The sequence below is a fragment of the Pseudoalteromonas sp. SR45-5 genome (genome assembly GCF_014163565.1).
In the GTDB taxonomy this organism is placed as follows: domain Bacteria; phylum Pseudomonadota; class Gammaproteobacteria; order Enterobacterales; family Alteromonadaceae; genus Pseudoalteromonas; species Pseudoalteromonas distincta.
In genome coordinates this window covers 1-4706 of record NZ_JACJDN010000307.1, presented here as the reverse complement: position 1 = coordinate 4706, position 4706 = coordinate 1, and the positions used below count along the sequence as shown (strand labels likewise).

The window sequence follows — 4706 nt, the reverse complement described above, 5'->3', positions numbered from 1 at the left end:
TATATTTTAAGTCTATCGACTACTTTATTTTATCTCTTAAGCTAGAGTTTACAGTAACCAAATCTTATAAAAAATTGGTTGCGGGAGCCGGATTTGAACCGACGACCTTCGGGTTATGAGCCCGACGAGCTACCAGACTGCTCCATCCCGCGCCTGTAATTTCTTTAAAACATTTTCGTAATATTTACGAGCCTGCCTTGAAGAGAGCGCTACTATATAGGAATAAACATTTAATGCAAGGCCTAAACTAATTAAAGTTGTTCAACCGAACAAAAAGCAATCAAATTGCTATTCTGCGCTCAACCTTTGATGCGGATTAATCATTTTTTGCCATTCCCAGTCTGGATGTCCCATCACTATAAAGTCAGGGTTCTCAGTACTCTCGCGTTGGTTGTACGTTAGCGGATTGAATTCTGCATCGGTAATACAACCACCTGCTTCTTCAACAATAACTTGTGAAGCACCTGTATCCCACTCTCCCGTTGGACCAATTCTTAAAAAACAATCTGCTTTGCCCTCTGCAACAGTACAGGCTTTTAAAGAACACGAACCAATAGCAATCGTTGTAAACTGACTATTTAAATACTGACTCACCGCTTCTATTTTTTGGCGGCGGCTCACTGCAAGCGTCAAGCTCTCTGGCGGCGCTACAGATATTTGCTTATCAATTGAGTTTTCACGTTTAAAGGCACCATTTTTAGCTGTAGCAAAATAAGTCACACCTTTTGCAGGCCAATGAATAACACCAAGCACAGGGTGATTATTTTCAATCAATGCAATGTTTACTGCAAAGTCGCCACTTTCTAAAATAAATTCGCCAGTACCATCCATCGGATCGAGCAACCAATAACGCTGCCAGTCCTGTCTGTCGGCGAGTGCTGGTATAGGTGTTTCTTCCGACATAATTGGGATATCGGGCGCAAGTGCTTTTAATCCAGCAACCAGTACGTCATTTGCTGCTAAATCAGCTTTGGTGACAGGCGTATTATCTGATTTCTCTTGTTGGCCAATATCGCCTTTTTTATAAATGGCCATAATTGCATCGCCAGCACGCTCAGCTAATTCAATACACGGTTCGATTAATTTATTCATCGGCAGCTCCAGACGCTAAATACTTATCTAATAATAGCAAAGCTGCAACACTGCGTGCTTCGGTAAAATCTTCTTGGTCTAATAATGACTGCCACTGAGTTAATGGCCACTTAACAACAACAAGCGGCTCTGGTTCGTCGCCAATAAGGGTTTGTGGGTATAATTGCTTAGCAAATAAAATATGCATAGTGGCATTAAAGTAACTCGGCGCCATTGTTACTGTTCTTAATGGTTTAAAATACTCAGCACCAAAGCCAATTTCTTCTTTAAGTTCTCTGTTAGCAGCTTGCTCTGGGGTTTCGCCCGGATCAATTAAGCCTTTAGGAAAACCTAACTGGTAATTGTTTGTGCCCGCACAGTATTCACGTACAAGTAGTAACTCATTATCTGCACTTAACGGAACAATCATCACTGCTCCCCGGCCACCGCCGCGAATTCGCTCATACTGGCGCTCTTCGTTATTAGAAAACTTTAACTCTAAAGACTCCACAGTAAACAGGCGACTTTTAGCAACAACATTGTTACTGAGGATTTGTGGTGGTGTTGGGTGCTTTTTCTGTGTCATTGGCGTTAATTTGCTATCATGGCAGTTAGTTCAATAATAAACCTTATAAGTTGAAATTCCTATGTTAAATTGGTCAAAAATCGATACCGTTTTGCTCGACATGGATGGAACATTACTCGATTTACATTACGACAGTCATTTTTGGCTTAACGTTATCCCTGCGCAACACGCATTAGCTAGAGGCATTAGCCTAGATGCAGCTAAAGCAGATATTTTAAAACGCTATCAAGCTGTGAACGGTCAAATACAGTGGTATTGTTTAGATTATTGGGAGCAGCAATTAAGCTTGCCTATAATGGAGCTTAAACGAGAGTCTCAGCATTTAATTAAAATGCGCGAAGACGTACCTCATTTTTTAACCGAGCTTAAAAAAGCAGGCAAAGAGTTAATTTTACTTACCAACGCCCACCCTGAGAGCGTCATGCTAAAATTTGAGCATACAGCGATTGATAACTACCTAGATGGTGTAGTGTCTACTCATGAATATGGAGTAAGTAAAGAGCAGCAAAGTTTGTGGCACCAAGTACAAAAAGACTTAGGGTTTAATAAGCAGCGCACTTTGTTTGTAGATGACAGTGTGCCGGTATTAAATGCCGCACGAGAATACGGCATCGAGCACTTACTGGCAGTTGCTAACCCTGATAGCCAACAACCACATAACGAAATAGCCGATTACCTGAGTGTTACCGACTATCGTAAGATTATTTAACTCAACTTTGGATAAACTAGCTTTTTGGTAATGCTCTTTTAAGTCATGGCTGTTGGGTGCATTGAATTTTGATAGCGCCCAGCATAACCTGCTACATCAGTGTCCGTTTCAAAAAGAAATAAAGAAGCTATAGGCATACCTGGTACTAATTTATAGTAAAATTCACTCATATTAATTAATTCCAAAGTAATTTTTCCTCTATACCCAGGATCTATTTGACCATCACACACGTGAGCAAACAGAAAACCTCGAGCAATTGAGCCCTTGGTTTGTACCAATCCAAATTTGTTAGTAGGTAATACGATTTCTTCTTGTGTACACGCAAGCAACTTACCATTAGGCGGAAGAATAATGTCTTGTCCTTCACCTAATGTCGTCGTTGTTGTTTCCATTTTTCTTGGTGGAGTAAAAGCCTCACCATCATAAGGTGCATATTTAGTAAACTGATTATCTAAATGGAGCCCTATTGATGTTGTATCAACAACAACATCCTGGTTCCTTCTAACCACTGCATTCTTTTCAACTAGAGCTCTAAGTGCAACTTGTGTCAGAATCATCATTATGCCTTTGTAAGTAGGTATGTTAAAAGAACTGCCATTAGCGATGCTAAAATAGACACAACTCCCGTGATTACATGCGGTGTATGGTTACTGAAGAAGTCTTTAATTATACTTGTATCACTAGGTTCAATATTTACAGCATTTCTGGTACTGTCGCCAATAATTGGATGCTCTGTCGTCAAAAAAGTCAGAGAGCAAAATTTATCCTTCGCTGATAAAGATACTTTTTTATTACCTACGTTAAAAACCGGTATGTGTAGCTTTCCTTCAAATAAAGGATCTACCTTGGTATTTGCGACGAGGATTCCCTTCGCACCAAGACTTCCTTTAGAAGACAAAAATGCAAAGGCATTATTCGGCATCTTTATTGTCTGTTCTGTACAGATAAGTAAGCAACTGTTTGGCGAAATCACGACTTTATCTGTGATATTTCTCCAATCAGAATCCCCAGCTTTCTTGTACATAGAGCCGACACTAAGATCAACAGAAACCTGCTCTGCCGAATCAGTGCACAGAGGAGCTATATCTATTCTTCTATTTTCTAAATCCTTTGCAAGTATCATAGACTATCCTTAGTATTTAGTTAGCTTTTACCTGAACTACCAAAACCACCTTCTCCACGCTCAGTCGCATCAAATTCGTTAACAACGTTAAAACCTACTTGTACAATTGGTACAAACACAAGCTGAGCTATTCTTTCACCCACTTCAACTGTATATGTTTTATTACTGCGATTCCAAAGAGAAATAAATATTTGCCCTTGATAATCTGAGTCAATAAGCCCAACTAAATTACCCATGACTAAGCCATGCTTATGACCAGATCCTGAGCGAGGGATTATAGTCGCGGCAAGACCATTATCTTTCATATGTACAGCAAAACCAGATGGAATAAGTTCAACTTGCCCAGGTTCTAAAACTAGATCGGCTTCAATACAAGCTCTAAGGTCAATACCAGCAGAACCTTCTGTTGCATATTTTGGTAATGGGAATTCAGTGCCTAGGCGCTTATCTATAATTTTTAAATCAATATTTCTCATTTTCACTTTCTACTTTGAATAAGTTTATAAACAGAATAATACAGATAAAATGCTGATTGTGCATTGCTGTATATTTTTATTAGTGTGCTAATTATGTTTATCGTGAAGTCGTAAATTCAGCCCATGAATCAATTAAATCAATGAAATCTTCAAAGCCACAACCACTACTTAAACCATTTTCTTCAAGCGCTAAATCGTCATCTTGATACGCTATTAGGTCTTCACTGTCTTGATGAAGCGCATGGGCTTCAAATAGTGCTTCGTCTTTGGTTAATATTAAATCTATTTCTTGGCCTTTTAGCGTTAGCGGCTCATAGCTTGAACTCACCGATGCAATAAGCGCTTGCACCATAGCTACTTTGTCTTTGCCTATTTCTTCGTTTAGCCAGCGACCAATAATAGCGTGTTCACTGCTTATTTTAATACGTAGCCCACTAATAGGGTCGCGAATAAATTGATATTCCATAGGGTTTGCCTGTAAATCTTTAATTGCGTAATTATATACGTAAACGCCCGCAAACCACAGGACATATAAAGTAAAATAGCGCCACAAGGGCGCTATTTTACTCAACTTTAAAGCCGTTAACTTCGCGATCTATAACGCGCTGCGTCAATAATCGACCATAAGTAAATAATAGGCACAAGTACAAAGCCTACAAGCACATAAATTAGTGCGTAACTTATTATAATAGCGAGTGCAAAAAATATAGCCGCTAAAATACGCCCTTGCACTAACTGCCC

The 4706-nt window shown here is 39.4% G+C and carries 7 protein-coding genes and 1 tRNA gene; 1 reads left to right on the top strand and 7 read right to left on the bottom strand.

Annotation, left to right across the window (positions count from 1 at the left end):
• Window positions 1-75: 75 nt before the first annotated feature.
• The 3 genes from H5072_RS12125 to nudE all read right to left on the bottom strand — a co-directional run bounded on the left by H5072_RS12125 (window position 76) and on the right by nudE (window position 1657).
• Window positions 76-152, bottom strand: a tRNA-Met gene (locus tag H5072_RS12125).
• 136 nt (window positions 153-288) lie between these two features.
• The gene (gene cysQ / locus H5072_RS12120; RefSeq protein ID WP_002963016.1) at window positions 289-1092 is read right to left on the bottom strand and encodes a 3'(2'),5'-bisphosphate nucleotidase CysQ; all 804 of its coding nucleotides are present in this window, start codon (window positions 1090-1092) and stop codon (window positions 289-291) included.
• Window positions 1085-1657: an ADP compounds hydrolase NudE gene (gene nudE / locus H5072_RS12115; RefSeq protein ID WP_154903622.1), complete on the bottom strand. Its 573-nt coding sequence runs from the start codon at window positions 1655-1657 to the stop codon at window positions 1085-1087. Before nudE ends, cysQ begins: the two co-directional genes overlap by 8 nt.
• A gap of 61 nt (window positions 1658-1718) precedes the next feature.
• On the opposite strand from nudE, the gene yrfG reads away from it, so the two are divergent.
• On the top strand, window positions 1719-2366 hold the full coding sequence (gene yrfG / locus H5072_RS12110) for a GMP/IMP nucleotidase (protein ID WP_182693664.1): 648 nt from the start codon (window positions 1719-1721) through the stop codon (window positions 2364-2366).
• A gap of 38 nt (window positions 2367-2404) precedes the next feature.
• On the opposite strand, the gene dcd is transcribed toward yrfG, so the two are convergent.
• The 4 genes from dcd to H5072_RS12090 all read right to left on the bottom strand — a co-directional run bounded on the left by dcd (window position 2405) and on the right by H5072_RS12090 (window position 4431).
• Window positions 2405-2926 (bottom strand): dCTP deaminase, encoded by a 522-nt coding sequence (gene dcd / locus H5072_RS12105; protein WP_182693663.1) that lies wholly within the window; start codon window positions 2924-2926, stop codon window positions 2405-2407.
• A complete protein-coding gene (locus H5072_RS12100; RefSeq protein ID WP_182693662.1) occupies window positions 2926-3489 on the bottom strand; it encodes a dCTP deaminase domain-containing protein in 564 nt (187 codons plus the stop codon). Before H5072_RS12100 ends, dcd begins: the two co-directional genes overlap by 1 nt.
• A gap of 20 nt (window positions 3490-3509) precedes the next feature.
• A complete protein-coding gene (dut, locus tag H5072_RS12095) occupies window positions 3510-3965 on the bottom strand; it encodes a dUTP diphosphatase (RefSeq protein ID WP_182693661.1) in 456 nt (151 codons plus the stop codon).
• 97 nt (window positions 3966-4062) lie between these two features.
• On the bottom strand, window positions 4063-4431 hold the full coding sequence (locus tag H5072_RS12090; protein ID WP_182693660.1) for a YacL family protein: 369 nt from the start codon (window positions 4429-4431) through the stop codon (window positions 4063-4065).
• Between the last annotated feature and the right edge of the window lie 275 nt (window positions 4432-4706).

Coding starts and splice junctions, on each gene's coding strand:
- cysQ (WP_002963016.1), bottom strand. CDS start 1,092: ATGAATAAATTAATCGAACCGTGTATTGAATTAGCTGAGCGTGCTGGC.
- nudE (WP_154903622.1), bottom strand. CDS start 1,657: ATGACACAGAAAAAGCACCCAACACCACCACAAATCCTCAGTAACAAT.
- yrfG (WP_182693664.1), top strand. CDS start 1,719: ATGTTAAATTGGTCAAAAATCGATACCGTTTTGCTCGACATGGATGGA.
- dcd (WP_182693663.1), bottom strand. CDS start 2,926: ATGATGATTCTGACACAAGTTGCACTTAGAGCTCTAGTTGAAAAGAAT.
- H5072_RS12100 (WP_182693662.1), bottom strand. CDS start 3,489: ATGATACTTGCAAAGGATTTAGAAAATAGAAGAATAGATATAGCTCCT.
- dut (WP_182693661.1), bottom strand. CDS start 3,965: ATGAGAAATATTGATTTAAAAATTATAGATAAGCGCCTAGGCACTGAA.
- H5072_RS12090 (WP_182693660.1), bottom strand. CDS start 4,431: ATGGAATATCAATTTATTCGCGACCCTATTAGTGGGCTACGTATTAAA.